18 protein-coding genes are annotated in these 25,338 nt (G+C 59.2%); 6 read left to right on the top strand and 12 right to left on the bottom strand.

The annotated features are described in order from the left end of the window. Nucleotides 1–89: 89 nt before the first annotated feature. Together ABFT80_RS21035 and ABFT80_RS21040 are read right to left on the bottom strand one after the other, a co-directional pair. Entirely contained in the window at nucleotides 90–1,685 is a 1,596-nt protein-coding gene (locus tag ABFT80_RS21035; RefSeq protein WP_347973915.1) for a peptide ABC transporter substrate-binding protein, read from the bottom strand. 197 nt (nucleotides 1,686–1,882) lie between these two features. Continuing rightward, the gene (locus ABFT80_RS21040) at nucleotides 1,883–2,632 is read right to left on the bottom strand and encodes a sulfite exporter TauE/SafE family protein (protein WP_347973916.1); all 750 of its coding nucleotides are present in this window, start codon (nucleotides 2,630–2,632) and stop codon (nucleotides 1,883–1,885) included. 95 nt (nucleotides 2,633–2,727) lie between these two features. Between ABFT80_RS21040 and ABFT80_RS21045 the strand changes: the two genes are divergently transcribed. The 3 genes from ABFT80_RS21045 (at nucleotide 2,728) to ABFT80_RS21055 (ending at nucleotide 5,935) form a co-directional block, all read left to right on the top strand. Then, on the top strand, nucleotides 2,728–3,630 hold the full coding sequence (locus ABFT80_RS21045) for a LysR family transcriptional regulator (protein WP_347973917.1): 903 nt from the start codon (nucleotides 2,728–2,730) through the stop codon (nucleotides 3,628–3,630). Nucleotides 3,631–3,755: 125 nt separating this feature from the next. Then, nucleotides 3,756–4,193, top strand: coding sequence for a TadE/TadG family type IV pilus assembly protein (locus tag ABFT80_RS21050; protein ID WP_347973918.1), 438 nt, complete (start codon nucleotides 3,756–3,758; stop codon nucleotides 4,191–4,193). Between the two features lie 23 nt (nucleotides 4,194–4,216). After that, entirely contained in the window at nucleotides 4,217–5,935 is a 1,719-nt protein-coding gene (locus ABFT80_RS21055) for a TadG family pilus assembly protein (RefSeq protein ID WP_347973919.1), read from the top strand. 177 nt (nucleotides 5,936–6,112) lie between these two features. On the opposite strand, the gene bglA is transcribed toward ABFT80_RS21055, so the two are convergent. The 10 genes from bglA to ABFT80_RS21105 all read right to left on the bottom strand — a co-directional run bounded on the left by bglA (nucleotide 6,113) and on the right by ABFT80_RS21105 (nucleotide 22,304). Further along, complete coding sequence (bglA, locus tag ABFT80_RS21060; RefSeq protein WP_347973920.1) at nucleotides 6,113–7,744, bottom strand: beta-galactosidase BglA; 1,632 nt, start codon at nucleotides 7,742–7,744, stop codon at nucleotides 6,113–6,115. Continuing rightward, on the bottom strand, nucleotides 7,731–9,716 hold the full coding sequence (gene glgX / locus ABFT80_RS21065) for a glycogen debranching protein GlgX (RefSeq protein ID WP_347973921.1): 1,986 nt from the start codon (nucleotides 9,714–9,716) through the stop codon (nucleotides 7,731–7,733). Before glgX ends, bglA begins: the two co-directional genes overlap by 14 nt. 199 nt (nucleotides 9,717–9,915) lie before the next feature. Further along, the gene (locus tag ABFT80_RS21070) at nucleotides 9,916–11,544 is read right to left on the bottom strand and encodes an alpha-D-glucose phosphate-specific phosphoglucomutase (protein WP_347973922.1); all 1,629 of its coding nucleotides are present in this window, start codon (nucleotides 11,542–11,544) and stop codon (nucleotides 9,916–9,918) included. Nucleotides 11,545–11,547: 3 nt separating this feature from the next. After that, nucleotides 11,548–12,993 (bottom strand): glycogen synthase GlgA, encoded by a 1,446-nt coding sequence (gene glgA / locus ABFT80_RS21075; RefSeq protein ID WP_347973923.1) that lies wholly within the window; start codon nucleotides 12,991–12,993, stop codon nucleotides 11,548–11,550. 163 nt (nucleotides 12,994–13,156) lie between these two features. Further along, a complete protein-coding gene (gene glgC / locus ABFT80_RS21080; protein ID WP_347973924.1) occupies nucleotides 13,157–14,422 on the bottom strand; it encodes a glucose-1-phosphate adenylyltransferase in 1,266 nt (421 codons plus the stop codon). A 21-nt stretch (nucleotides 14,423–14,443) separates the two neighbouring features. Next, nucleotides 14,444–16,663 carry a 1,4-alpha-glucan branching protein GlgB gene (glgB, locus tag ABFT80_RS21085; protein WP_347973925.1) on the bottom strand — a complete coding sequence of 740 codons (2,220 nt, stop codon included), beginning with the start codon at nucleotides 16,661–16,663 and terminating at the stop codon, nucleotides 14,444–14,446. Then, complete coding sequence (locus tag ABFT80_RS21090; protein WP_347973926.1) at nucleotides 16,660–19,122, bottom strand: glycogen/starch/alpha-glucan phosphorylase; 2,463 nt, start codon at nucleotides 19,120–19,122, stop codon at nucleotides 16,660–16,662. The genes glgB and ABFT80_RS21090 overlap by 4 nt, the downstream gene beginning before the upstream one ends. Before the next feature lie 116 nt (nucleotides 19,123–19,238). Next, a complete protein-coding gene (locus tag ABFT80_RS21095; RefSeq protein ID WP_347973927.1) occupies nucleotides 19,239–20,036 on the bottom strand; it encodes an ATP-binding cassette domain-containing protein in 798 nt (265 codons plus the stop codon). Continuing rightward, nucleotides 20,036–21,118: an ABC transporter permease gene (locus ABFT80_RS21100; protein ID WP_347973928.1), complete on the bottom strand. Its 1,083-nt coding sequence runs from the start codon at nucleotides 21,116–21,118 to the stop codon at nucleotides 20,036–20,038. The genes ABFT80_RS21095 and ABFT80_RS21100 overlap by 1 nt, the downstream gene beginning before the upstream one ends. A gap of 151 nt (nucleotides 21,119–21,269) precedes the next feature. Further along, nucleotides 21,270–22,304, bottom strand: a complete 1,035-nt coding sequence (locus ABFT80_RS21105; RefSeq protein ID WP_455189979.1) for a substrate-binding domain-containing protein — start codon at nucleotides 22,302–22,304, stop codon at nucleotides 21,270–21,272. A gap of 270 nt (nucleotides 22,305–22,574) precedes the next feature. Between ABFT80_RS21105 and ABFT80_RS21110 the strand changes: the two genes are divergently transcribed. Genes ABFT80_RS21110 through ABFT80_RS21120 form a run of 3 tightly spaced genes read left to right on the top strand, consistent with a single transcriptional unit; the run spans nucleotide 22,575 to nucleotide 25,098 of the window. Continuing rightward, nucleotides 22,575–23,726: an ROK family transcriptional regulator gene (locus ABFT80_RS21110; RefSeq protein ID WP_347974062.1), complete on the top strand. Its 1,152-nt coding sequence runs from the start codon at nucleotides 22,575–22,577 to the stop codon at nucleotides 23,724–23,726. A 2-nt stretch (nucleotides 23,727–23,728) separates the two neighbouring features. Continuing rightward, entirely contained in the window at nucleotides 23,729–24,175 is a 447-nt protein-coding gene (locus ABFT80_RS21115) for an RbsD/FucU family protein (RefSeq protein WP_347974063.1), read from the top strand. Next, complete coding sequence (locus ABFT80_RS21120) at nucleotides 24,172–25,098, top strand: carbohydrate kinase family protein (RefSeq protein ID WP_347973929.1); 927 nt, start codon at nucleotides 24,172–24,174, stop codon at nucleotides 25,096–25,098. Before ABFT80_RS21115 ends, ABFT80_RS21120 begins: the two co-directional genes overlap by 4 nt. The last annotated feature ends 240 nt before the right edge of the window (nucleotides 25,099–25,338 follow it).

The raw sequence follows: 25,338 nt of genomic DNA on the forward strand, positions 1-25,338 counted from the left end.
CGCGTTTTGGCATTCCCGACCGTTCAAAACGATACGGGCCTCCCCTGCGGCAAGGCTTTGCCGCAGGGGAGGATTGTTACGTCGCAAGGTCAATTTTCGAGCGAAAGATACCGCGTGCCGTGCACGTTCATGATGTTGTCTTCCCAGCCCTTGAGCTTGGACGACACCAGAACGCCGGATGCGTAATACATGATCGGAATGGCAGGCACGTCCTTGAGGAAGATTTCCTCTGCCTTGCGAAGCAATTCGCCGCGCGCCTTCAGATCGCCGGTCTTGCCTGCTTCGGCCATCGCCGCGTCATAATCCTTGTTGGACCAGCGCGGATAGTTGAAGCCGAGATTGGCGGTTTCGAACAGGAACAGGAAGTTTTGCGGATCGGAATAGTCACCGATCCAGCCGGCGCGGGTGATGTCGAAATCGCCGTCCTGCTTCATGTAATCGAAATAGCCGGTGCCTTCCATTTCGAAGAGCGAAGCACCTATGCCGACATTTTTCAGCATGTCGGCAATGGCCGTCATGGTGTTCTTATGGTTCTCGCTGGTGTTGTAGCGAAGCTCGACCGACAGCGTGCCGGGCTTTACGCCCGCTTCTTCCAGAAGCTTCTTGGCCTCGTCCTCACGGTCGAGAATATCCTCGTCCTTGTAAGGCAGGAAAACCGGGTTGTCGTAATTGCCGATGCCGGGCGGAACGATGGAGTAACCCGGCAGCATACCGCCATGCCAGATTTCATTGGCGAGGAAGTCGCGGTCGATGGCCATGGAAATTGCCTGGCGTACGCGCGGATCGGCGAGCTTTTCCTTCTTCACCTTCACCGGCAGATAGTAGGTGCCGAGATAGGGCGCGATGCGAACCTGATCGCCGAGCTTGTCCTTCATATAGCTCAACTGCTCATAAGGAAGGTCTGAGCAAGACTGGACCTCGCCAGCCTCGAAACGTCGAAGACAGTTCGCGCGATCCTCGAAGGGAATGTAGTTCACGACGTCGATCTTGACGTTGGCCGCGTCGTGGAAATTCGGGTTCTTGCGCATAGTTATCTTGTCGTTGGGCGTGAACCCTTCGAGCATATATGCGCCATTCGTCACCATATTGCCGGGACGCGTGAACTGGTCGCCAAATTCCTCGACCGACTTCTTGTGGATCGGGTAGCCGGTCTGATGCGTCAGCAGTTCCAGAAAATAAGGCGTCGGCGCGTTCAGCGTGATTTCAAGCGTATGGTCGTCGATTGCTTTAACGCCGAGTTCTTCGGCCTTCTTCTCACCCTTGTTGATCGCCTCTGCGTTGACCATCGGGTAGAGCATATTCGCATAAGGTGCTGCCGTGTTTGCATCCTGCAGGCGCTGATAGGCGAAGACGAAATCATTGGCCGTCACCGGATCGCCATTCGACCATTTCGCATCCTGGCGCAGGTGGAACGTGTATTTCAGGCCATCGTCGGAAATCTCCCACTTCTCGGCGACACCGGGAACCACTTCGGCAGAAGCGCTCTGTACTACGAGCCCTTCATAGAGGTCGCGCATGAGATTGCCTTCGGCAATCGTCGAGGTTTTCTGATGGTCGAGCGTGGTCGGGTCTGTGTCGTTACCGCGATTATAAACGACGTCCGCAAATGCAGGCGCGCTCAGCGCGCCGCCGACGAGGGCAAGCGTTGTGGCGAAGACCGAGGCCTTCAGGATTCGTTTCAGCATAATTGATACTCCCACTTCCCTACGCGCTCCCCCGAGCACGATCATTGGCGTTCTTTAACGCTCGCCGCCGGATTTCCGGTTCGTTTCGAGCGGCCGACAACCCCAGTTCCGTCGGCAGATGCCCAGACACTAGACCCCCAATTGTCCGTGTCAACATCATGTCAACATGACCTTGAGGAAGCTTGCGGAACTGTCCCCTAAAACAAAGGGCGCAACGCGAGTTCAGTGCCGAGAAGCAGCAGGAAAATCAGAAACCAACGCCGAAATGTCTGCGGACTGACCATTTTTCGGATCGCCTGCCCTGCCCACATGCCAAGCAAAGCCGGTGCGACAGCGAGTATCGACATTGCGAGATTGTCGATCTGGAATGCGCCACGCCATGCCAATCCCACCGCAAGCGCTACTGTTGAAACGGTAAAGGACAGGCCGAGCGCCTGAATGAGATCTTCGCGGCTCAAGCCCAGAGATTGGATATAAGGCACGGCGGGAATGACGAAGACGCCCGTCGCGCCCGTCACCGCGCCGGTCACCAGCCCGATGAGCAGTGAAAGAAAAGGCTCGGCGCGCTTCGGCACGGAAATCTGCTTCGCAAACAGCGTATAAGCGGCGTAGATGACGAGGGCTGCACCCAGCGCGCTCGTCGTCCATTGCACGTTTCCGCCCGCAAGAAGCGATGCGCCTGCGACGGTGCCGACGACGACGCCTGCCATCATAAGCCAGAGCCTGCGAACCAGCGGCGCGAAACTTGGACCGGCAAAGATCTGCCAGACATTGGTAACGAAGGACGGCACGATCAGAAGGGCAGCAGCCGCGACCGGCGGCATGATTGCGCCCAGAGCGCCCATAGCGACGGTGGGCAGGCCCATGCCGGTTACGCCCTTCACCATGCCCGCCAGAAAGAACGTCGTGCCTATTGCTGCGACCAGAAAAATCGATGAATCCATCATGGCCCATTTGCCTCGGATCGAGGCTCCCGCACAATGCGGAAGATAAAGAGACAGACTTAGGCTGTGCCGAAGGCAGATTCCGTGTAATTTGCCCCATGCGCTTCGATCTAACCGACCTTCGCCTTTTTCTGCTCGTCGTCGAAGCGGGCAGCATCACGCATGGCGCGGCGGCGGCGAACCTGTCGCTTCCCTCCGCCAGCGAGCGCCTGCGCGGCATGGAAGACGCCAGCGGCATCAGGCTTCTGGAACGCGGCCGCAGGGGTGTCGTGCCAACGCAGGCCGGTGAAGCGATGGCGCATCATGCGCGGCTGATCCTGCGCCATATGGACCGTATGCAGGGCGAACTCGGCGAATATTCCTCCGGCCTGAAAGCCACGATCCGCCTTCTGGCGAACACGGCGGCGATTACCGAATTCCTTCCCGAAGCGCTCGCACCATGGCTTGCAACCCATCCGCATATCGACGTCGATCTCAAAGAGCGCCAGAGCTCGGACATCGTGAAGGCGGTGTCGGGCGGACTGGCGGAAATCGGCATTATCTCGGATGCCGTGGAAAGCGGCTCCTTGCAGCTTCGCCCCTTCGCGCTGGACAGGCTCGTCATGGTCGTGCCCAAAGCGCATCCACTGGCCGGAACAAGACGCATAGCGTTTTCAGAAATTCTGAACAGCCAGTTCGTCGGACTGACCACAGGCAGCGCCTTGCAGGACTATATCGACGGCAAGGCAGATCTCGCCGGCTCCAAGCTGAAATTCCGCATACGTATTCGCACATTCGAAGGCATCTGCCGCATGGTCGCGCAAGGCGTCGGCATCGGCATCGTTCCCGAAACTGCCGCACGCCGCTGCAAGCGTTCCATGCCCATTGCCAGCATCCGTCTCACCGATGCCTGGGCGACACGCCGCCTTTCCTTGTGCTTCCGCGATGGTTCGGAACTGTCACCATCGGCGCGTGGCCTGATCGCGCATCTGACAGCGCGCGCCACGCGTCCAGCCCTATAAAGTACTAAATTCCCCAAGTTAAGTATTTAAACAAATCGAAAATGCAACCTTATACAATTTTTAATTGATGAGGGCGTTTACTTGGATCGTACAGTTGATCAATTAGGTCTTTTCAAATGACTAAATTGGCTCAAGTAAAGTATGCTCCACTTACTTTCCGAAAAGAAAAATCGGGAACGGCAGCAATCGAGTTCGCGATCCTCTCCCCCCTTTTCATCCTCCTTCTTATGGGCATGATCGCTTACGGCATTTATTTCGGCGCCAGCCACTCCATCCAGCAGATCGCCGCAGATGCAGCGCGCACAGCGATTGCGGGCGTGAATGCAAACGAGCGCTCAACGCTCGCCTCCAACTTCGTTCGATTGAACGCCGGCGGCTATCCCTTCGTCGATCCGCAAAAGCTGACCGTCGAAGCCCGTGATAGCTCTGCCGATGGCAACCAATTCGTGGTCGCGCTCCGCTATGACGCGACCGCCTTACCCATCTGGAGCCTGTTTCGAGACTTGCCCATGCCGGGCAAAACCATTTCACGGCAATCAACGATCCGCGTTGGAGGCATTTGAAACCAGCGCGAGCGGAGGGACGAATGAGATCGACGATAAGACGTTTTCTTTCAACTACTTCGGGCAACATAGCAGTCATGGCGGCGCTTACCATGCCGGTCGGGATAGCGCTTGGAGCCATCGCCATCGACTCAGCCTCGCTCTATACCGAGCGCCGTGAGGCACAATCTCTGGTCGATCTTGCCGCGATTACGGCAGCGGCCAATCTTTCCAAGGCACAGACTGCTGTCCTCACCACTTTCCGCGAAAACGGCGTCTCCGACGTTACGGTCATCGCCGCAGGCACAACACCGCCTGCTGACGCCAGCGGGATCAAGCCGACCGTTACAATCACGCCCGGCCGCTATACCGGCAACGCCTCCGCGGCCATCGGCACACGCTTTCAGGCCGGTGCGACACCCACCAATGCGGTCAAGGTGACATACAGCAAAACCGGCACACGGTTCTTCGGTGCCGCGCTGATCGATCCGCCGACTATCAGCACGGAAGCGATCGCAGGCACCAAAACGGAGGCGGCCTTCTCTGTCGGCTCGCGACTGGCCTCCCTGAATGACGGTATCGTCAACTCGCTGCTGAGCGGCCTGCTCGGCGGCAATGTCAGCCTGAGCGTCATGGATTACAATGCCCTGCTCAGTGCCGATGTCAGTGCGTTTTCGTTTCTGGATGCGCTCGCAACCAATCTCAACATCACGGCAGGCACCTATTCGGATGTATTGAATTCAACGGTAAAAGTCGGTCAGATCGTATCGGCCATGGCCGCCATACCCGGCCAGGACAATGCGGTGAAAGTCGCGCTCAACAAGCTTCTGGTGGGGATACCCGCCAAAGTCACCGTTCCGTTGAAAGCGGTTTTCGACATCGGTTCCGCCGCGCATCTGGGGCTTGGACAGCGCCCCGCAGGTCTCTCGGCTGACGTCAACGCATTGCAGATGCTGATGGCGAGTGTCGTTATGGCAGACGGGAAAAATCAGGCGGGCGTCAACCTCAACATAGACCTTCTCGGACTGGCAGGCGCCAGCCTGGAAATCGCCATAGGCGAACCGCCGCAAAGATCACCCTGGTACACGATCGGTGAAACAGGCGCTGTCGTGCGCACCGCGCAGACACGCATCAAACTTAACGTCGATGTTGCCGGAAATCTTGCGCCGCTTCTCGGTAAGCTTATCAGCATTCCGATCTATGCCGAAGTCGCCTACGCCGAAGCACGGCTGACGGAAATCACCTGCCCCACCGGCCCTTCCAGCCGCCAGGTAAAGATCGCCGCTCGTCCCGGCCTCGTTGATCTGCGCATTGCCGATATCAAGAGTGCTGCCATGAAGGACTTTAGAAAAAAGCCCAACGACGACAGGGCAAAGCTGGTGAATGTGGAGCTACTGGGGCTCGGACTTGCCGGCGTAATGGCCCATGCGCAGATCAATGTCGGCAACGAAAACCCGCAGACGCTCACCTTCAACAATCAGGAAATCACGGACCAGGCTGTCAAAAGCGTCGCGACACGGGACATCACCACCTCGCTTGTCTCCTCCCTGCTGGGACAATTGAGCCTCAAGGCGCAATTGCTGTTCATCACCATCGATCTTCCAAAAGGTACTTTGGACCCGCTCATGTCTATTCTGAGAGGTGTGACGCCAGCAGTGGATACCTTGCTTTACAATGTTCTGGCGCTGCTTGGCGTGAAGGTCGGCGAAGCCGACGTGAAGGTTCACGGGGCGACATGTGCCCGTTCGGTGCTGGTGCAGTAGAGTCTTTCCGGCTCAGATGGAATCGCCCCTCATCCCGCTGCCGCGACCTTCTCCCCGTAAAGAACGGGGAGAAGGAGGCTGACCGCAACGTTCACGTCTCCCTCTCCCCGTTCTTCACGGGGAGAGGGAGACGTGAGGGGCAATTTCCATCAAAGCCTGAAATGATCTAGCTGAGGACTATTCCAGCCGTGCGACGAACGCGGCGATGCCGCCGAGTGAGACCGAACCGTCCTCGAAGCGTGCATCCTGTCCGGGATAGCCAATCGCCGTAACCTTGCCGAGATCGGCAGGCACTAGCCACTCGGTCGCTTCGGGCATGAAATTGAACACGCAAAGCAGCCTTTCATTGCCTGCCTCCCGGATGAAGGCCAGCAAATCGGCATGCGTATCGACGAACTGGATCGAGCCATCGATCAGCGGGCGATGCTCCTTCCGAAGCTTCAGCATCGCGCGGTAATGATTCAGCACCGAGCCTGACGCATCCTGCGTGTCGGCTGCTTTCAAGAGATGCGCAGGCTTCACCGGCAGCCATGGCTGGCCGTCCGAAAAACCGCCATGTATGGCGTTTGCTTCCCATGCAATCGGCGTGCGGCATCCGTCACGGCCCTTGAAACCCGGCCAGAAGCGGATGCCGTAAGGATCGCGCAGTTCCTCGAATGCGAGTTCTGCTTCCTCGAAGCCAAGCTCCTCACCTTGATAAAGACAGATCGAGCCGCGCATAGAGGCAAGCAGGCAGATGGAGAATTTCGCCACCGCATCGGGGTCCACGCCGGGTGCTGTCCAGCGCGAAACATGGCGCATCACGTCGTGGTTCGAGAACGCCCAGCAGACCCAACCATCCTGCACCATGCTTTCGAAAGCGCTGACCGCGCCGCGCACATGGGCAGCGGAAAACTCCGGTCCGAGCATGTCGAACGTATAGCACATATGCAGCCGGTGATCGCCTTCGGTATAGGCGGCAACCGTGTTCAGCGAGCGCGCGCCATCGCCCACCTCACCAACGGAGGTACGCCCTTCATATTGGTCCAGCAGCGCACGGAATTTCTCCAGAAAGGCGAGGTTTTCAGGCCGTGTCTTGTCGTAGAGATGGTTCTGGTAGCCGTATGGATTGGTGTCTGGAATATCATTCGCCGCGCCCTGCTCGGCAGGTGGATTGTCGCGCAATTCCTGATCGTGAACATAGTAGTTCACCGTATCCAGCCGGAAGCCGTCGACTCCGCGATCGAGCCAGAAACGCACTGTGCCAAGCAGCGCATCCTGCACTTGCGTATTGTGGAAATTCAGATCTGGCTGCGATGCGAGGAAATTGTGCATGTAATATTGCCGCCTTGTGGAATCCCACTCCCAGGCAGGCCCGCCGAAAATCGACAGCCAGTTGTTGGGCGCCGAACCGTCCGGTTTCGCATCCGCCCAGATATACCAATCGGCCTTCGGATTGTCCCGGCTTGACCGGCTTTCAGCGAACCAGGCATGGCGATCAGACGAGTGCGACAGCACCTGGTCGATCATCACTTTCAAGCCATGGCGATGCGCCTCGGCCACCAATTCATCGAAATCCTCCATCGTTCCGAACATCGGATCGACGGCGCAATAATCGGAAACGTCGTAGCCCATGTCGGCCATCGGCGATTTGAAGAAAGGCGAAAGCCAGATTGCATCGACGCCGAGCGAGGCAATATGCGGAATGCGGCGCACCACGCCCTTCAAATCGCCGCTGCCGTCGCCGGTCGTGTCCTGATAGGAGCGCGGATAGACCTGATAGATGACACAACCGCGCCACCAGTCCGAGTTCTTTTCAGGAACCGTCATATGGCTCTTGCTCCTTCATGTTAACTTCGACGACCAACGCGATGCTGCGACCGTGAACGGATAGCACACGGCCCCCGATCAGCCCCGCCTGCGTGTCTGCAACCTCCCAGACCAGACCTTCGGACAAAGGCAACGAAAACGCCGCCGCTCGCCAATCCCCATTGACGAGAATTGCAAATCGTCCGCCTTCGCGGGTCTTCGACAAAGTGGGCATGAGCATGGTGAAGCAGCGGCGCTCGGCATCGTTCCACTCACTTTCGGTCATCGGCGCGCCGGTTTCCGTCAGCCACTCGACGTCATGCTCGCTGAGAAATTCCGTCGAAGTGAGCGCGGAACCCGCCCTCAAACGCGATAGATGGGTGGCGAATTCCTCAAGCCCGATGTCGCGCTTTTCCCAGTCGAACCATGCGATTTCATTGTCCTGAGCGTAAGCATTGTTGTTGCCGCGCTGCGTGCGGCCGGACTCGTCGCCTGCCGTCAGCATGATCGTGCCGCGTGAAGCGAAAAGTGTGGCGAGCAGCGCGCGCCTGTCATTATCGCGATGAATGAGGATTTTCGCGTCGTTCGTTTTCCCCTCTACGCCGTTGTTCCACGAAATATTGTCGTCGTGGCCGTCGCGGTTTTCTTCGCCATTGGCTTCATTGTGCTTGTGTTCGTAAGCCGTGATGTCGGCCAGCGTCATGCCGTCATGCGCCGCGATGAAATTGACGGTTCTCGTATGCGATTTGCCCTCGCCGCCAAACACATCGGACGATCCGGCAAGTCGCGTCGCCAGCCGTCCGATCATGCCCGGATCGCCGCGCCAGAAGCGGCGCACATCGTCACGGTATTTGTCGTTCCATTCCAGAAACGCCTCCGGAAAATGCCCAAGCTGATAGCCGCCGGGGCCGATGTCCCATGGCTCAGCGATCAGAACACGGTCGCGCAAAAGCTCGTCGCGGCGCATTTCCTCGAACAGGCAGGCATTCGGATCGAAGCCGGAGGCCGTGCGTCCGAGAATGCTCGCCAGATCAAAGCGAAAGCCATCGACGCCCGCATAGCGCACGAAATGGCGCAACGAATCCAGCACAAGCTGGCGCACAGCCGGGTGGTCGCAGGCCAGCGTATTGCCCGTTCCGGTGTCGTTTATCAGCGTGTCCGGTTTGCCCGTTGCATGACGATAATAGGCAGGATTGTCGAGGCCGCGTAGCGAGAGCGTCGGCCCCTGCACATCGCTTTCGCCCGTATGGTTGAACACCAGATCGAGGATCACGCCGATGCCCGCCTCGCGCAAAGCCGCAACCGTATCGCGCAATTCTATCAGCCCGCCCGGCGCCAGACGCGGGTCGAGCGCCATGAACGAAACGGGGTTATAGCCCCACGCATTGGTCAGCCCCAGCGGCGGCAGATGACGTTCATCAATCCATGCCGTGATCGGCATAAGCTCGACCGCCGAGACGCCCAGCTTTTTCAGATGCTTGATGATCGCGGGCTGTGCCAACGCTGCAATCGTGCCGCGCAATTTCATCGGCACTTCAGGGTGCAGCATCGTAAAGGCGCGCACCGGAACTTCGTAGATCAGCCCGCCCGGCTGGAAAAGCGGCGGCATGGGCGTGAGTGGTTCGAGCTTCCGTGCAACAGCCTTCGGCATGAGCGAAGCCGTATCCTCCCCCTCGCCTCGCCGCGTCGCGAGGCGTCCGTCATAGACATAAGGCCGGTCGATTTCGACGGCATACGGGTCGATCAGAAACTTGTCAGGGTCGAACCAGAGGCCCAGCCACGGATCGTAATCGCCATCGGCGCGAAAGCCGTAGCGCGTGCCTTCGCCAAGTCCGGGTATGGTGGCGGAGAAGATGTCGTCCTCGCGGGTCAGCTCGTGGGTGGCTTCTTTGTCGCCATCGAAAATCGACACGGAAATGCGCGAGGCTGTCGCGGAACGGACTGCAAAGCGGATGCCTTCCGGCAGGATGGTTGCGCCGAGCTGGTCAGTCATGCACGGCAAGTCCCCCACTCCGTCCGCTTCGCGGCCACCTCTCCCCCACTTTGTAGGGGAGAGGAAAGGTACCAACCCGCGGAAGGTGTTCGTGTGGTTTCACCGGCATCACAATCACTCCTTCCTCTCCCTCACGAAGTGGGGGAGAGGTGGCCGCGAAGCGGACGGAGTGGGGGTAATACTTACCAAGATGACAAGCTCAGGTAATAACAGTCGGGGCATCGCGCCCGGTGTGCTTCACAATCCCGGCAATCTCATTGGCAGCACGGATCAAATCGGCAAGTGCGGTCTGCGTCTCGATATTATGGCGCGCTGCGTCCGACTCGTAACGCTCGATATAGACCCGCAAAGTCGCGCCCGACGTGCCGGTGCCAGACAGCCGGAAGACAACCCGCGAACCGCCCTTGAACAGAATGCGGATGCCCTGTTTTTCGCTGACGGAACCATCGACCGGATCGTGATAGGCGAAATCGTCGGCCTTCTCGATCGTCAGATCACCGAATTTCTGGCCGGGAAGCGAAGCAAGCTTGCCGCGCAATTCATCGATCAACGCGTTCGCTTTCGCGCTGTCGACGTCCTCGTAATCATGCCGCGAATAGTAGTTTCGGCCATATTGCGTCCAATGCTCGTTGACGATTTCCTTCACGCTCTGCTTGCGCACGGCAAGGATGTTGAGCCATAGCAGAACCGCCCAGAGACCGTCCTTTTCGCGCACATGGTCCGAGCCGGTGCCGGCACTTTCCTCGCCGCAAATCGTCGCCATTCCGGCATCGAGCAGATTGCCGAAGAACTTCCAGCCGGTCGGCGTTTCGTACATGCCGATGCCGAGCTTTTCGGCCACACGATCAGCCGCGCCGCTGGTCGGCATGGAGCGCGCAATGCCTTTCAAGCCTGCCTTGTAACCCGGAGCCAGATGGGCGTTTGCGGCAAGCAGCGCCAGCGAATCCGAAGGCGTGACGAAAATTCCGCGCCCGATGATCAGATTGCGGTCGCCGTCACCGTCCGATGCCGCGCCGAAATCCGGTGCATCGGGCCCCATCAGTTCATCGAACAAATGCTTGGCATGAACGAGGTTCGGATCGGGGTGATGCCCGCCGAAATCCTCCAAAGGCTTCGCATTTCTTGCGGTTTTTGCAGGTGCGCCCAGCCGTTTTTCGAGAATTTCAGTCGCATAAGGGCCGGTAACGGCGTGCATTGCGTCGAATCTCATGCGGAAACCGGACTGAAACAGCGCGCGGATCGCATCGAAGTCGAACAATTGCTCCATGAGTTCGGCGTAGTCGGAAACGGGATCGACAATTTCGACGATCATGTCGCCGACCTTGCTTTCGCCGAGCGCGTCGATGTCGACAGGCTTCGCATCGGTGGTCAGGAAGCGCGAAATCGTCTTCGACTTTTCATAAATCGCATCGGTGATTTTTTCAGGCGCCGGGCCGCCATTGCCGATGTTGTATTTGATGCCGAAATCTTCTTTCGGGCCACCGGGATTGTGGCTGGCCGAAAGGATCAGCCCACCGAACGCCTTGCGTTTGCGGATGAGGTGCGAGGCGGCAGGCGTGGAAAGAATGCCGCCCTGCCCGACCACCACCCGGCCAAAACCGTTTGCGGCGGCCATGGCGATGACTTTCTGGATCACTTCGCGATTGTAGTAGCGGCCATCGCCGCCCACGACCAAGATCTCACCCTCAAAACCTTCCAGCGCATCGAACACCGACTGGATGAAATTCTCGGCATAGTGTTCCTGCTGGAAAACAGGCACCTTCTTACGAAGGCCCGAAGTGCCCGGTTTCTGGTCATCGTAAGGCTTTGTCTGGACTTCACGTTTCATGTTTCAAGATGCCTCTTGGGAAATCAGGGATCGATAAATTTCGGCATATTTCGCGGCGCTCCGATCCCAGGAAACGTCCGCTTTCATGCCCTGCTTCTGAACCCCCGCCCAGATTGAAGGTTCCGAAAATGCGGCAATTGCGTTGCGTATCGCGTGGAAAAGCGCTTCGCCGCTTTCCGGTGCGAACTGAAAACCTGTCGCGACACCGGCAGACAGTGCCGCCTCATTTGCGTCGATGATCGTATCGGCCAGACCGCCGGTGCGCGCGACGATCGGCACGCAGCCATAGCGCAGACCGTAAAGTTGCGTCAGGCCGCATGGCTCGAAACGCGACGGGATCAAAATGCCGTCGCTGCCGCCCTGCAGGAGATGCGAAAGCCCCTCATCATAGCCGATCACCACGCCGACACGGCCCTTATGGCGCGAAGCGGCGGCGAGCAGCGCGCCTTCCAGCCCGCCATCACCTGCACCCAATATCGCAATGCGCGCGCCAAGCCCGATCACGGAATCGAGGATGGACACCAGAACGTCCATGCCCTTCTGCCACGTCAGGCGGCTGACGACGCAGAAGATCGGGCCCGTATCATGCGCAAAATTGAAGCGCTGTTCGACAGCCTTCTTGTTGGTGCGGCGCGCGGCAAGCGTTTTCGCGGAATAAGTTGCGGGCAGATGCTTGTCCGTCGCGGGGTTCCACGTTTCGACATCGATGCCGTTGACGATGCCGTGAAGGTTTGCCGAGCGCAAATTCAGCAGTCCGTCGAGGCCCATGCCGAAGGCAGGCGTGCGGATTTCCTGCGCATAGGTCGGGCTGACGGTCGTGATTGCGGAAGCCGCCTGCAGGCCGCCCTTCAGGAAGCCGACGCCGCCATAATATTCGATGCCATCCAGCGCCATTGCCTGCGGCGGCAGACCAAGTTCGGGGAAGATCGTGCCTGCGAACTGGCCTTGAAAAGCCAGATTGTGAACGGTCATGACCGAGGGAGGCGCTGGCTGCGGGCCATAACGCAGATATGCCAGTGCAAGTGCAGCCTGCCAGTCATGTGCGTGAACGATATTCGGGCGGTAGCCCACGATCGCGCCACGGGCGATGTCGGCGGCGGCACGGCCAAAAGCTGCGAAGCGACGCCAATTGTCGGGCCAGTCGGCACCGGTTGCGTCGCCATAAGGTCCGCCCATCCTGTCGAAAAGATGCGGCGCATCCAGCACGAGAATGTCGAGGCCGGAAATCTCCGCGCCATAGACAGAAACCTTGCCGCCATAGAGCGAAGCCCATGAATGCAGCGGCTTCTTTTTCTTGAAGGCGCTCATTACCGAAGGATAACCCGGCACAAGTGAGCGCACCGATATGCCATGAGCAGCCAATGCGCCGGGCAGCGCGCCGGTCACATCTGCCAGTCCGCCGGTTTTGACGAGCGGGAAGATTTCCGGGGTTACGGCGAGGATTTTCATGGGCGCCGATCCGCATAGAAGTGCCCCCACTCCGTCTCGCTTCGCGAGCCACCTCTCCCCCATGCTGTGGGGGAGAGGAAAGGCGCCCTTCCTCTCTCCCTTATTTCAAGGGGGAGAGGTGGCTCGCGAAGCGAGACGGAGTGGGGGATAATCTTCATGTGACCTAAACCACCATCCGGTCGATCATAGGCTGCGTGACCAAGCAGATGCCTTTTTCCGACACACGGAAATGCTTGGCGTCGAATTCTGGGTCTTCACCGACCACCAGCCCGTCGGGAATGCGAACACCGCGATCCACCACGACGCGGCTCAGCCTTGCATTGCGCCCGACATGGCAATCCGGCAACACGACGGACTCGTTGACCGTCGAGAACGAGTTGATGCGCGCGCCGGTGAAGATCAGGCTGCGCCAGAGTGCAGCACCCGAAATGATGCAATCGCCCGCGACCAATGAGGAGATTGCGGAGCCGCGACGGCCTTCCTCGTCATGTACGAATTTCGCAGGCGGCTTGATCTCCGCATAGGTCCAGATCGGCCATTCACGGTCATAGAGATCGAGTTCGGGCGTGATATCGGTCAGATCGACATTGGCTTCCCAATAGGCATCGATAGTTCCGACATCGCGCCAGTAAGCCTCGCGCTCGAAGCTGGACCGCACGCAGGATTTGGTGAAGCGATGCGCGATCGCCTTACCGTGCTCGACGATATGGGGAATGATGTCCTTACCGAAATCGCGGCTGGAGCCGGGGTCTTCGGCGTCGCGGCGCAACTGGTCCATCAGGAAGGCCGTGCGGAACACGTAGATGCCCATGGACGCCAGCGAGACATCCGGGCTTCCGGGGATCGACGGCGGATCAACGGGTTTTTCGATGAAGGAGACGATGCGGTCCTGCTCGTCCACATGCATGACGCCGAAACCGGAGGCTTCAAGGCGCGGCACTTCCAGACAGCCGACGGTGACGTCCGCGCCAGCATCCACATGCTCGCGCAGCATCAGTTCGTAATCCATCTTGTAGATGTGGTCGCCCGCCAGAATCACCATGTATTCGGGACCATAGGATTCGATGATGTCGATATTCTGAAACACGGCGTCCGCTGTGCCTTCATACCATTGCGTTTCCGAAACGCGCTGGCTGGCCGGCAGAATGTCGAAACTCTCGTTCCGCTCCGGGCGGAAAAAGTTCCAACCGCGCTGCAAATGACGGATCATCGAATGCGCCTTGTATTGTGTCGCGACCCCGATGCGGCGAATGCCGGAATTCAACGCATTGGACAGCGCAAAATCGATGATGCGCGTCTTGCCGCCGAAATAGACGGCTGGCTTGGCGCGAAAATCGGTCAGTTCCTTCAAGCGGCTGCCCCTCCCGCCCGCCAGAACGTAAGCCATGGCATCGCGCGCCAATGGCTGGCTTTTTCTCAGATCCTCCACAGTACTCAACCCTCCCCTGTTTTACTCGGTCACGAATTCAAACATGATTGTGGCGAGCGGCGGCACGAGGATGCTGGCGATGGCACCGTTGCCGCCATCGGCGGGCCGCGCCAGTATCGAGCCTCCATTGCCCTTGCCGGAGCCGCCATAATCGGTCGAATCCGTATTGATGATTTCGATCCATCTGCCCGCATGAGGCAGCGGCAAATTGTAGTTTTCGCGTATAATTGGCGTGAAATTGGATATGACCGCGACGGGATTTCCGCCGGGCGCGGTGCGCAGCCACGCGAAGACGGAGTTTTCGCGGTCGTCCACCACCAGCCAGGAAAAACCTTCCGGCTCGCAGTCACGCCCATGCAGTGCCGGGCGCGAGCGGTAGAGATAATTCAGGTCGCGCACCGTCTGGTGAACACCGCGATGCGGCGCGAAATCGTTCAAATGCCAGTCGAGCTGACGCTCCTCGCTCCATTCGTCGCGCTGGGCGAATTCCTGCCCCATGAACAGCAGCTTTTTGCCAGGATAGCCCCACATGAAGGCGTAATAGGCGCGCAAAGTCGCGAATTTCTGCCAGTCGTCGCCCGCCATTTTCGAAAGCAGCGTGCCTTTGCCATGCACCACCTCGTCATGAGACAGCGGCAGCACGAAATTCTCGCTGAAGGCGTAAACGAGGCCGAAGGTTATCTCGTCGTGATGGTGTTTCCGGTGGATCGGTTCATGCGCCAGATATTCCAGCGTGTCGTTCATGAACCCCATGTTCCACTTGAAGCCGAAGCCCAGACCGCCCTCATGAACGGGCTGCGAAACCTGCGGCCAAGAGGTCGATTCCTCGGCAATCGTCATCACGCCGGGATGCGTGCCATAGATTGCGATGTTCATCTTCTGGAGAAAGCTCACCGCGTCGAGGTTTTCGCGCCCGCCATGCTCGTTGGGTATCCACTCGCCTGCCTTGCGCGAATAATCAAGGTAAAGCATCGAGGCGACGGCATCCACGCGCAGCCCGTCGATATGGTATTTTTCGGCCCAGTAGAGCGCGTTGTTGACCAGAAACGACACGACTTCGCGGCGTCCGAAATTGTAGATCGCCGTGTTCCAGTCGGGGTGGAAACCCTTGCGAGGGTCCGCGTGTTCGTAAAGCGCTGTGCCGTCGAACCACGCCAGACCGTGCTCGTCCACCGGGAAATGCGCTGGCACCCAGTCGAGAATGACGCCGAGGCCCGCGCGATGCGCGCCATCGACGAAACGCGCAAAGCCTTCCGGCTCGCCGAAACGCGCGGTCGGGGCATAGAGCCCCGTCGTCTGGTAGCCCCATGACGGATCGTAGGGATATTCGGAGATCGGCAGGAATTCGATATGGGTAAAACCCATCTCGACCACGTAGGGGATAAGCCGTTCGGCAATCTGATCCCATGACAGGAACGAGCCATCGGCGTGGCGCTGCCACGATCCGGCATGAACCTCATAGATCGAAACCGCCTCGCGCCGCATATCGGCCTGACGCCAGAAATCGCGATGCGCCTTGTCGCCCCATTCATGGGCAAGCGGGGCGGCGGTGACGGAAGCGGTCGCAGGGCGCAATTCGGAGCGGAATGCGTAAGGGTCTGCCTTCAGCGGCAGTTTTTCGCCCTGCGAACCGATGATTTCGTATTTATAGGGGCGGCCAGCGCCGATATCCGGCACGAAGACTTCCCATACGCCTATGTCCTGCCGCAGCCGCATGGAATGGCGTCGGCCATCCCAATCGTTGAAATCACCCACCACGGAGACGCGTTTGGCATTCGGCGCCCAGACCGCGAATTGCACGCCGCTGGCACCTTCATGATCGATCAGATGTGCGCCCAGCTTGTCGAAAAGCCGTAAATGCGAGCCTTCGGCGATGTAATAATCGTCCATCGGCCCCAGCACCGGCCCGAAGGAATAGGGATCGGTCAGCCACCAGTCGCCGCCCGCATTGCTGGCATGAAAGCGCAGCGGCTGACGCTTGCGGATGCTGAGTTTGCCTTCAAAAAAACCTGCATCGTGCCTGCGGGTAAGAACGCCAGCCTGTTTGCCGTCCAGCGTAAACGCGGTGACGGTTTCGGCATGCGGCACGAAGCAGCGCGCGATGAAGCTTTTGCCCGGCTTATGAAGGCCAAGAACCGCGAACGGATCGCCATGTTCGCCCGAAACAATCGCTTCAACGTCCGAAACCGCCGCCTGATCGGAGGTTTCTTTTGCGGAAGCGGTCGTTCGGTCAGCCTTCATACAGGTATGTCCCATATCTCCTTGGCATATTGCCGGATCGTACGATCCGACGAGAAGAAGCCGACGCGCGCGACATTATGGATCGCCTTCGCATACCAGTCGGGGCTGTTCTTCCAGACCTTGTCCACCTGCCGTTGCGCATCCGCATAGGCGTCGAAATCGGCTGCAACCATGAACCAGTCATGATCGTAAAGCCCGTTCAGCAATTCGCGGTAGCGACCGGGATCGTCGGGGGAAAACACGCCAGATGATATGGCCGAAAGCGCCTGCGAGAGTTCCGGCGAACCGGCGATGACGGCGCGCGGATCGTAGCCGTTGGCGCGGCGCTGCGAGACTTCCTCGGCGGTGAGGCCGAAGATGAAGATGTTGTCGTCGCCGACGCATTCCTTGATTTCGACATTCGCGCCATCCAGCGTGCCGATGGTCAGCGCGCCGTTCAGTGCGAACTTCATATTGCCGGTGCCGGAAGCTTCCATCCCGGCAGTCGAGATTTGCTCGGAAAGGTCTGCCGCCGGCATCATGATTTCGGCAAGGCTGACATTGTAGTTCGGCACGAAAACCACTTTCAGCAATCCGCGCACCGAAGGGTCGTGATTGATGACCTTCGCGACGTCATTGGCGAGCTTTATGATCAGCTTGGCGTTGTGATAGCTGGGTGCTGCCTTGCCGCCGAAGAATTTGACGCGCGGCATCCATTCGCGCTGGGGCTGCGAGCGGATCTGGTCGTAGAGCGCGACCGCTTCGATGATATTCAGAAGCTGGCGCTTGTATTCGTGGATGCGCTTGATCTGGATGTCGAACAGCGCGGACGGATCGATCCTGATGCCCTGCCGCTCCAGAACGAGTTTGGCGAGACGCGCCTTGTTGGCGCGCTTCACGGCAGCGAATTTCTCACGGAAGCCTGCGTCTTCGGCAAAGGTATCGAGATCCTGAAGCGCGTTGATGTCGTCGAGGAATTTGTCGCCTATCGCCTCGCGGGCAAGCGATGTCAGCCCTGGATTGCACTGGATCAGCCAGCGGCGCGGCGTAATGCCGTTCGTCTTGTTGTTGATGCGGCCCGGATAGAGCGTGTTCAAATCTGCGAACACCGTTTCCTTCATCAGATCGGTGTGCAGCGCCGAGACACCGTTGATGGAATGCGAGCCGACGAACGCCAGATTGCCCATGCGCACGCGCCGGTCGCCATCTTCGTTGATGAGCGAGATGCGGCTGATCTGCTCGTCCTCGAAATCGCCGCTGCGCGCTTCCAGAAGGATTTGCGCGTTGATTGCGTAAACGATCTGCATGTGGCGCGGCAGAAGGCGCTCGAACAAAGGCACCGGCCAGCTTTCCAGCGCTTCGGGCAAAAGCGTGTGGTTCGTGTAGGCGAAGGTGCGCTTGGTGATGTCCCACGCGCCGTCGAAATCCATGCCGTGCAGATCCATCAGAAGCCGCATGAGTTCGGCAACCGCAATCGACGGATGCGTATCGTTCAGATGGATCGCGGCCTTGTCGGGCAGCGATTTCAGATCGTTGAACTGGCTCAGATGCCGCTGGATGATGTCCTGCAGCGAGGCGGTGGAGAAGAAATATTCCTGCCGCAGCCGAAGCTCCTGCCCTGCCGGGCTTGAATCGGCGGGATAAAGCACACGCGACAGCGCATCCGCCTTGTTGCTCTCGCGCAGGGCGCCGATATGGTCGCCCGCATTGAACGTGTCGAGCAGGATCGGATCGAGCGGCATGCCCGACCAGAGCCGCAGCGTGTTGACGCGCTTGCCGCGCCAGCCGACGACCGGTGTATCGTAGGCGACGGCCAGCACGCGCTCCTGCGGCTTCCAGACATGGCGTTCGAGGCGTCCTTCCTTGTCGGTGACGGATTGAACCGTGCCGCCGAAACCGACCTCGAAGGAGCGTTCGCGGCGCTCGAATTCCCACGGATTGCCATGATCGAGCCAGGTTTCCGGCAATTCGACCTGCCAGCCGTCTGAAATTTCCTGACGGAACATGCCGTTGGCGTAGCGGATGCCATAGCCATGCGCCGGCACATCGACAGTCGCCATGCTTTCCATGAAGCAGGCCGCAAGCCGTCCCAAGCCGCCATTGCCGAGTGCGGCGTCGGGTTCCAGTGCTGCGACGACATCGAAATCGACGCCGAGCGAGGACAGCGCTTCGCGCATCGTGTTCAGCATGCCGAGATTGGAGAATGCATCGCGCATCAACCGCCCGATCAGGAATTCGAGCGAGAGATAGTAGACGCGCTTTTCGCTGCGGTCGTAGGCTTCCTTGGTCGAGCTTATCCAGCGATCGATGATGCGGTCGCGCACCACCATGATCGATGCCGTCAGCCAGTCATTGTCGGTTGCAACGCTCGGATCCTTGCCGACGCGATAGCGCAAGGCCCTGAGGATCTCGTCGGCAAGCACTTTCGGGTCGGTGGGATCGAACATGGGCCGGGGGAGTTCCGATGCTTGTGGACGCATGATGCCGCCTTTTCGGTTGATGGCCGCTACCTATAGAAACAGCCGATCCTCCCGCAGCTATCGTAGCGCATGGCGTGTCTTTCTCAATCGATTAAGAAAGGGCGGACGAAAATTTCTCAGTCAACATCCGCCAAGGCTGCGATCTCTTCTTCCGGCGGTGCTTTCGCACCCGTCATGAAGGCAACGGCATCCGACATCGTGTATTCCTTCGGGTCGATCGTCGTCAGGCGACGTCCGAGCCGGTGTATGTGGATGCGGTCGGCAACCTCAAAGACATGCGGCATGTTGTGCGAAATAAGCACGATCGGCAGGCCGCGGCGCTTCACGTCGAGGATGAGTTCCAGCACACGCCGCGATTCCTTCACGCCGAGCGCTGCCGTCGGTTCATCCATGATGACGACTTTCGAGCCGAATGCCGCCGCCCGCGCCACTGCCACGCCCTGGCGCTGGCCGCCGGAAAGCGTTTCGACCGCCTGCCCGATATTCTGGATGGTCATCAGGCCGAGTTCGGAGAGCTTGTCGCGCGCCCGCTTTTCCATGGCCTGCCTGTCGAGCATGCGAAACCATTTGCCGAGCACCCCAGGCTTTCGGATTTCGCGCCCCAGAAACATGTTGTCGGCAATGGAGAGGGCCGGTGAAAGTGCGAGGTTCTGGTAGACGGTTTCGATGCCCGCATCGCGCGCTTCCATCGGAGAGCGGAAATTGACGACCTTGCCGTCGATGCGGATTTCGCCTTCATCGGGAAGGATCGCACCGGAAATCGCCTTGATGAGCGACGACTTCCCGGCGCCATTGTCGCCGATCACCGCCAGGATTTCGCCCGGATAGAGATCGAAATCGCAATCGTTGAGCGCGGTGACGCGTCCATATCTTTTGACGAGGCCGCGCGCTGTGAGAAACGGTTCGACTGACATCAGCCTGCTACCTTTCTGATCCACTGATCGACCGCGACAGCGGCGATGATAAGGGCGCCGATGAGGAGAAAGGTCCATTGCGGGTCCGCACCCATCATGCGCAGGCCGAAGGACGAAACGCCGACGATGAGCGCGCCGAAGAGCATGCCGAGGATCGAGCCGCGCCCGCCGAAAAGCGAGATACCGCCGATCACCACAGCCGTAATGGATTCGATGTTGGCGAACTGCCCGACCGTCGGAGACACGGAACCGATACGGCCGATGAGTGCCCAGCCCGCCAATGCGCAGATGAGGCCCGACAGCATGTAGACGGAAACCAGCACGCGCTTGACCCGCACGCCGGAAAGCTTGGCCGCCTCCGGGTCGTCGCCTATCGCATAGACGTGCCGCCCCCAGGCCGTGTAATTCATCACGTACCATAAGAGCAGCACCAGCAGCACCATGAAGATGACGCCGTAGGTGAAGACCGCGCCGCCCATCCGGAACGTATTGCCGAAAAATTGCAGCAGGGGCGCCTGCGTCTCGACATCCTGCGCGCGGATCGTTTCATTGGCCGAATAGAGGAAGTTCGAGGCCAGAACGATCTGCCACATGCCGAGTGTGACGATGAAAGGCGGCAGCTTCATATAGGCAATCAGCACGCCGTTTATCCAGCCGCAGAAAGCGCCGACAGCAAGGCCGCATGCAACAGCCGCGGCTGGCGGCAGGCCATAGCGGAAGGTGAATTGCCCCATCACCACCGACGACAGAACCATGATCGCGCCGACGGAAAGATCGATACCGGCGGTCGTGATGACGAGCGTCTGCGCAGCACCCACGATACCGACAATGGCGACCTGTTGAAGAATAAGGGTCAAGGAAAAGGCGGAGAAGAACTTTCCGCCGATGAGAACGCCGAACACGACCAGCGCCACGACAAGCACGATCAGCGGAACCGCCGAGGGGCTGGAGTGGAGGAAGTGTTGAGCCTGCTCGAAAAACGTCCGCTTTTCGCTGGAGAAATTCGCCACCGCCCTGTCGCTTTCGGACAAAGCCGCCTCGTATTCCTGCGACTGCCGGACGCCTGCTGGAATTTCACTCATCTGCGATTTTCTCCCGCAGTTCTATTCCGATCCGGGCCGATCTGGGAGGGGGCCGCGAGGCCACCCTCCACCGATGCGGCTTGACCTTGTTTATGCATGTCTTCATCCCGAAACCGGATCCCACTTTCGGGAGACATGCTTTAGGGTCAGATCAGCCCCAGCACTTATCGAGGCCGGTTTTCACGTCGATCGACTCCACGCCTTCCACGGGCTTGTCAGTGACGAGGGCTACGCCGGTGTCGAAGAAATCCTTGCCTTCGGTCGGCTTGGGCTTCTCACCGCTGTCGGCGAATTTCTTGATCGCCTCGACGCCAAGAGACGCCATCAGCAACGGATATTGCTGCGAGGTCGCGCCGATCACGCCGTCCTGAACGTTCTTGACGCCCGGGCAGCCGCCATCGACGGAGACGATCAGCACGTTCTGTTCCATGCCGACAGCCTTCAGCGCTTCATACGCACCGGCAGCGGCAGGCTCGTTGATCGTGTGGACGACATTGATCGAAGGGTCTTTCTGGAGAAGGTTTTCCATGGCCTTGCGGCCGCCTTCCTCATTGCCGTCGGTCGCGCCATGACCGACGATGCGTGCATCGTCCTCATCGCCGATCCTCTTGGGATCCTTCGCATCGATGCCGAAGCCGATCATGAAACCCTGATTGCGCATAACGTCGACCGAGGGCTGCGACGCATTCAGATTGAGGAATGCGATTTTCGCCTCCTTGGCTGCATCGCCAAGCGTGCCTGCAGCCCATTTTCCGATGAGTTCGCCAGCCAGAAGATTATCGGTGGCAAAGGTTGCATCGGCGGCATCAGTCGGCTCAAGCGGCGTATCAAGCGCGATGACCAGAATGCCCGCATCGCGCGCTTTCTTGACCGAAGGCACGATGCCTGCGGTGTCAGATGCGGCCAGCAGAATGCCCTTCACGCCATCCGCGATGCAGGTTTCGATGGCCGCGACCTGGCTTTCGCTGTCACCGTCGATCCTGCCCGCATAGGTCTTGAGGCTGACGCCCAGTTCCTTTGCCTTTTCCGTCGCGCCTTCCTTCATCTTCACGAAAAACGGGTTCGTGTCGGTCTTCGTAATCAGGCACGCGGAAACGTCTGCCGCCGAAGCGGGCGCGGTGAAGGCTGCTATTGCGAGCGCTGCCGCGCCGAGCAAAGCCGGATTCCTTACGTAAAATTTGCTCACTTATACCTCCCAGTTGAAAGCCCTTGGCGGTCTTTGCCGCCGCGCCATCGGACTTGTCTCTCCCATCCTCAAGCCCGATCAGAAAACCAGCAATGAAACTTGCTGTCAATAATTAAATCACTCTTATTTATTATTGACAGAGTTTCGCAAACTACTCATTTTGGCCACGTCATATGTGCGTTCAGGAGGATTTTGGTGGACGCCGCCAATCATGCAAAGGGTTCGCAGGAGCCGCAGGAAAGCCGTTTTCGCGGCACCAACCAGAGCGGCATGCGCGATTACAATGAGCGTCTCGTGCTTTCGCTCGTGCGGCGCTATGGCAGCCTGTCGAAAAGCGACATTGCCCGCATGACCAGGCTTTCCGCGCAGACCGTCTCGGTCATCATGCGCGAACTGGAAGACGCGAAACTTCTGCTGAGGCAGGAACCCGTTCGCGGCAAGGTTGGCCAGCCTTCCGTTCCGATGGCGCTCGATCCGGAGGGCGCATATTTTCTCGGCCTGAAAATCGGCAGGCGCAGCGCTGAACTGGTGCTGATCGATTTCCTCGGACAGGTGCGCGGCATGCTGCGCGATTCCTACAAATATCCAACACCGCAAAAGACCGTCGAGTTTGCATCCAAGGCCATCGCAAAGCTGCGCGGAACACTCGACGCGGCACAGAATTCCCGGATTTCGGGCCTTGGCATCGCCATTCCCTACGAACTCTGGAACTGGGCGGATGCCGCTGGCGCGCCGCTCGAGGTCATGGAAGAATGGCGCAACCGCGATATTCGGGCCGACCTTCAGCCCTTCGTGGATTTCCCGGTCTATCTGGAAAACGATGCGAGCGCTGCCTGCGGCGCCGAACTGGTTTTCGGAAAAACGCACGGCCTGCGCGACTTCATCTATTTCTACATCGGCGCATTTGCAGGCGGCGGCGTGGTGCTGAATGGCGGGCTTTACACGGGACAAAGCGGCAATGCCGGTGCTGTCGGCTCGATGCCGGTTCCAGGCGAGAAAGGAGAGCCGATGCAGCAGCTCATCGACGTCGCCTCGCTCGCCACGCTGGAAAAATCCATCACGGATAAGGGCGGCAAGGCCGACCATCTGTGGACCGCGCCGGAAGATTGGGGCGACCTCGGCCCGGAGCTCGACCAATGGATTTCCAAGGCCGGGCAGGCACTGGCCTACGCGATCGTCAGTGCATCCTCGATCCTCGATTTCGAGGCAGCAGTCATCGAAGGCTGGATGCCCGCCAAAATCCGCGAACGGCTCGTCGCATCCGTCAGAATGGCGATGGACGAAATCGACGTCGAAGGGCTAAACGTGCCTTCCATCATCGAGGGAACGGTGGGCATCCATGCCCGCGCGCTGGGTGGCGCCAGCCTGCCCCTGTCGGAACGTTTTTTGATCGGGCCAGCCCCGCTTTTGAAAGGTAATTGAACATGCTTATCGGCATACCGCCAATTCTCGGGCCGGAACTTCTTTCGACGCTGCGCGCGATGGGTCATGGCGACGAAATCGCGCTGGTGGACGGCAATTATCCGGCAGAAGAACATGCGCGGCGCATCATACGAGCAGACGGGATCGAGCTTTTGCCGATGCTCGACGCGATACTGCGCGTGCTGCCAATCGACGATTTCATCGAGGATGCGATTTTCCGCTCGTCGGCCAAGGGAATTCCAAGCGAGGTCGCGCCGGTGCATGGTGACATCGAAAATCTCATCCGCAAACATGCGCCCGGCCGCACCATCACACCGCTTGCCGGTGCCGATTTTTACGCGCGCGTTGCCGCCGCCCATGTCGTGATCGCAACCAGCGAACCCCTGCTCTACGCCAATGTCATCCTGCGCAAGGGCGTGATCTATCCCGAAAAAGGCTCCAACGCATGATCCTTTGCTGTGGTGAAGCGCTGATCGACATGCTGCCGCGCGAAAGCCGCGACGGCGAGCCATCCTTTGCGCCCTATGCGGGCGGCGCGGTGTTCAACAGCGCTATTGCGCTGGGGCGGCTGGGCATCCCTGTCGAATTCTTTTCCGGCCTGTCGTCGGATCTTTTCGGCCAGCAGATCAGGGACGTTCTGGCCACAAGCAATGTCGGCTCGCGCTATGCGGACGTTTCGGCACGCCCGACCACGCTCGCCTTCGTGCGGCTGGAAAACGGCCACGCGACATATACGTTCTACGACGAAAACACCGCCGGGCGTATGCTGAGTGAAGACGATCTTCCGCTTCTGGAAGACGACATATCGGCCATGCTTTTCGGCGCGATCAGCCTCATTCCAGAGCCGAGCGGCAGTGCCTATGAGGCCCTGATGCGGCGCGAGCACGACCGCCGCGTAACCATGCTCGATCCCAACATCCGGCCGGGTTTCATTCCCGACAAGGACAAGCACATGGATCGCATCCGCCGCATGATGGCGATGGCCGACATCGTGAAACTGTCGAACGAGGATCTGGCATGGTTCGGACTGGATGGCAGCGAAGACGACATCGCCGCCGCATGGCTCGAAAGTGGCCCCAAGCTCATTCTCGTCACCCATGGCGGCGATGGCGCGGTCGGCTACACGAAGCGCGAAAAGGTTCAGGTCGAGCCGAAACAGGTTCAGGTCGTCGATACGGTCGGTGCTGGCGATACGTTCAATGCCGGCGTGCTGGCCTCGCTGTATGATCAGAATTTGCTGTCCAAGCAGGCGCTTGAACGGCTAACGCCGGAGGCAATCCGGCAGGCGCTGACACTTGGGTCGCAGGCGGCTGCGGTGACGGTTTCGCGGGCGGGTGCCAATCCGCCTTGGCGGCGGGAGCTTGGTAATTAGGTCAACGCTCGACGCTGCCCCCCTCTGTCCTGCCGGACATCTCCCCCACGGGTGGGGAGATTGGCTTTCATCTATGATTTCGCCAATCGTTGAAGGCTTAGAGCGGCGGGACCAACTGCCAATCTCCCCACCTGTGGGGGAGATGTCCGGCAGGACAGAGGGGCGCGCGACGGAACGCAAACCTCTCCATATAAGTTGGCCCCACGATCACTTTATATTTCCCACATTCTCCAGCAAATT

Origin of the sequence: Foliimonas ilicis, from assembly GCF_039939195.1 — a bacterium.
Taxonomy (GTDB): Bacteria; Pseudomonadota; Alphaproteobacteria; order Rhizobiales; family Rhizobiaceae; genus Foliimonas; species Foliimonas ilicis.

What these genes read in the sequence shown, in the direction of transcription:
- ABFT80_RS21035 (WP_347973915.1), bottom strand. Translation starts at nt 1,685, where the DNA reads ATGCTGAAACGAATCCTGAAGGCCTCGGTCTTCGCCACAACGCTTGCC.
- ABFT80_RS21040 (WP_347973916.1), bottom strand. Translation starts at nt 2,632, where the DNA reads ATGATGGATTCATCGATTTTTCTGGTCGCAGCAATAGGCACGACGTTC.
- ABFT80_RS21045 (WP_347973917.1), top strand. Translation starts at nt 2,728, where the DNA reads ATGCGCTTCGATCTAACCGACCTTCGCCTTTTTCTGCTCGTCGTCGAA.
- ABFT80_RS21055 (WP_347973919.1), top strand. Translation starts at nt 4,217, where the DNA reads ATGAGATCGACGATAAGACGTTTTCTTTCAACTACTTCGGGCAACATA.
- bglA (WP_347973920.1), bottom strand. Translation starts at nt 7,744, where the DNA reads ATGACGGTTCCTGAAAAGAACTCGGACTGGTGGCGCGGTTGTGTCATC.
- glgX (WP_347973921.1), bottom strand. Translation starts at nt 9,716, where the DNA reads ATGACTGACCAGCTCGGCGCAACCATCCTGCCGGAAGGCATCCGCTTT.
- ABFT80_RS21070 (WP_347973922.1), bottom strand. Translation starts at nt 11,544, where the DNA reads ATGAAACGTGAAGTCCAGACAAAGCCTTACGATGACCAGAAACCGGGC.
- glgA (WP_347973923.1), bottom strand. Translation starts at nt 12,993, where the DNA reads ATGAAAATCCTCGCCGTAACCCCGGAAATCTTCCCGCTCGTCAAAACC.
- glgB (WP_347973925.1), bottom strand. Translation starts at nt 16,663, where the DNA reads ATGAAGGCTGACCGAACGACCGCTTCCGCAAAAGAAACCTCCGATCAG.
- ABFT80_RS21090 (WP_347973926.1), bottom strand. Translation starts at nt 19,122, where the DNA reads ATGCGTCCACAAGCATCGGAACTCCCCCGGCCCATGTTCGATCCCACC.
- ABFT80_RS21095 (WP_347973927.1), bottom strand. Translation starts at nt 20,036, where the DNA reads ATGTCAGTCGAACCGTTTCTCACAGCGCGCGGCCTCGTCAAAAGATAT.
- ABFT80_RS21100 (WP_347973928.1), bottom strand. Translation starts at nt 21,118, where the DNA reads ATGAGTGAAATTCCAGCAGGCGTCCGGCAGTCGCAGGAATACGAGGCG.
- ABFT80_RS21110 (WP_347974062.1), top strand. Translation starts at nt 22,575, where the DNA reads ATGCGCGATTACAATGAGCGTCTCGTGCTTTCGCTCGTGCGGCGCTAT.
- ABFT80_RS21115 (WP_347974063.1), top strand. Translation starts at nt 23,729, where the DNA reads ATGCTTATCGGCATACCGCCAATTCTCGGGCCGGAACTTCTTTCGACG.
- ABFT80_RS21120 (WP_347973929.1), top strand. Translation starts at nt 24,172, where the DNA reads ATGATCCTTTGCTGTGGTGAAGCGCTGATCGACATGCTGCCGCGCGAA.